At 62.8% G+C, this 2,510-nt stretch carries 2 protein-coding genes; both read left to right on the top strand.

What is annotated here, in order from left to right:
* The first annotated feature begins 158 nt into the window (after positions 1–158).
* Positions 159–1,238 carry a ubiquinol oxidase subunit II gene (cyoA, locus tag AC1DS3_RS37620; protein WP_477129247.1) on the top strand — a complete coding sequence of 360 codons (1,080 nt, stop codon included), beginning with the start codon at positions 159–161 and terminating at the stop codon, positions 1,236–1,238.
* Positions 1,239–1,329: 91 nt separating this feature from the next.
* Positions 1,330–2,510 (top strand): cbb3-type cytochrome c oxidase subunit I (locus tag AC1DS3_RS37615; protein WP_477129246.1); only part of this gene is annotated, 1,181 nt, incomplete at its 3' end.

The following is a 2,510-nucleotide window of genomic DNA, read 5'->3' as shown; positions in this document are numbered from 1 at the left end:
CTGCTGGACATCGTCAGGCCCTCTCGTCTCTCGTTGTTCGGGGTGGCGTTTTGTGTCACTCCTTTAAGAATGGCACTTCTTTGACTACAGTGCCATAGGAAATGTTGAGTTTCCGCGGCCAGCCCACCGGCGTAGTTCCAACGATCACTTCCACGGCTATGCAATTTCGCATTCGGATAGTGCCATCCCGCTACGCGACGCGCGGGTGTCTGTTGCTTGCTGCCATCTTGCTGCTGACGGGCTGCAATGCTGTCTTGCTAGCCCCGGCCGGGGATCTCGCGATCCGGCAGCGTGATCTAATCATCATTTCAACCGGGCTGATGCTGTTGATCATCGTGCCGGTGATCGCGCTGACACTGCTCTTCGCCTGGCGCTACCGCGAGGCCAACAGGGAGGCCATCTACGAGCCCGACTGGGACCATTCCACCTTGCTGGAGCTGGTGATCTGGGCCGCGCCGCTCTTGATCATCATCGCCCTGGGCGCGTTGACCTGGGTCAGCACGCACAAGCTCGATCCCTACCAGTCCTTGAGCCGCATCGATGCGGGGCGCCCGGTGCCCATGGCCATGGAGCCACTCACCGTGGAGGTGGTGGCGCTGGACTGGAAATGGCTTTTCTTCTACCCCGAGCAGGGCATCGCCACGGTCAACGAGCTGGCGGCGCCGGTGGATCAGCCGATCCGCTTCAAGATCACGGCGTCCACCGTGATGAACTCCTTCTTCATCCCTGCGCTGGCGGGCCAAGTCTATGCCATGCCGGGCATGGAGACCAAGCTGCACGCGGTGATCAACCAGCCCGGTGTCTACGAGGGCTTCTCCGCCAACTACAGCGGCGCGGGCTTCTCCGGCATGCGTTTCAAGTTCCATGGCATGAGCGCGGAGGAATTCGCGCGATGGGTCCAGCAAGCCAAGACCGGCGGCGGGGCCCTGACGCGCGACGCTTACCTGCAGCTGGAGCAACCCAGCGAGCTTGAGCCGGTGAGGCGCTACGCCAGCGTGGCGTCGGGCTTGTACGACGCGATCCTGAACCGCTGCGTGCAAGCCAACCGGCCTTGCATCAAGGACATGGCCATGAGTGCGAGGCAGGGCCAGGGCAAGGACAAGCCGCGGGCCTACAACGTGGCGGCGCTCGAAMGCGGCGCCGCCCGCGCCAGCCTGGGCGCCATCTGCACGGCAGGCGACCCTGCAGGCATTGGCAACGGCCCCCGCGTGGCGTCCGCCAGGCCGTTGCCGCAATGACATTGCCCGATGACGTTTCCCAATGACGTTGCAACAATGACCCGCTGCTCCCCGATTCCTGTAACAACGCCCTTGCGGCCCTGGTGACACAATGCCCGAGCACCTCGACCTGACGCAACTGGTATTCGGCCGCCTCACCTGGGAGGCAATCCCCTTTCACGAGCCCATCCTGCTGGCGACCTTCGCGGCCGTCGCGATCGGGGGGCTGGCGCTGGTTGGCGCACTGACCTACCTGCGAGCGTGGGGCTACCTCTGGCGCGAGTGGTTCACCAGCATCGACCACAAGAAGATCGGCATCATGTATGTCGTGCTGGGCATCGTCATGCTGCTGCGCGGCTTTGCCGATGCGGTCATGATGCGGCTGCAGCAATCGGTCTCCTTTGGCGACTCGCTGGGCTACCTGCCGCCGCACCACTATGACCAGGTCTTCACCGCGCACGGCGTGATCATGATCTTCTTCGTGGCCATGCCGCTGGTCACCGGGCTCATGAACTTTGTCGTGCCGTTGCAGATCGGCGCGCGCGACGTTGCCTTTCCCTTTCTCAACAACTTCAGCTTCTGGATGACGGTCGGGGGTGCCGTGCTGGTGATGATGTCGCTGTTCGTCGGCGAGTTCGCGCGCACCGGCTGGCTGGCGTATCCACCGTTGTCGGGCGTGCTGCAGAGTCCGGACGTGGGCGTGGACTATTACATCTGGTCCTTGCAGGTTGCCGGGCTGGGCACGTTGTTGTCGGGCATCAACCTGCTCGTGACCATCGTCAAGTTGCGCGCGCCCGGCATGACCATGATGAAGATGCCGGTGTTCACCTGGACCGCGCTGTGCACCAACGTGCTGATCATCGCCGCCTTCCCGGTGCTCACCGCCGTGCTGGCCCTGCTGGCGCTCGACCGCTATACAGGCACCAACTTCTTCACCAACGATCTTGGCGGCAACRCCATGATGTACGTGAACCTGATCTGGATCTGGGGCCACCCGGAGGTGTACATCCTGGTGCTGCCCGCGTTCGGCATCTTCTCGGAAGTGGTTTCCACGTTCTGCCGCAAGCGCTTGTTCGGCTACGCGTCGATGGTGTACGCCACGGTGGTGATCACGGTGCTCTCCTACCTGGTCTGGCTGCACCATTTCTTCACCATGGGCTCGGGCGCCAGCGTCAATTCGTTCTTCGGCATCACCACCATGATCATCTCGATCCCGACCGGGGCCAAGATGTTCAACTGGCTGTTCACCATGTACCACGGGCGCATCCGCTTCGAGGTGCCGATGCTCTGGAC

The organism is Cupriavidus sp. 01L46, from assembly GCF_056399905.1.
The sequence above is the reverse complement of the archived record's forward strand: the minus strand, read 5'-3'. Positions and strand labels throughout refer to the sequence as shown.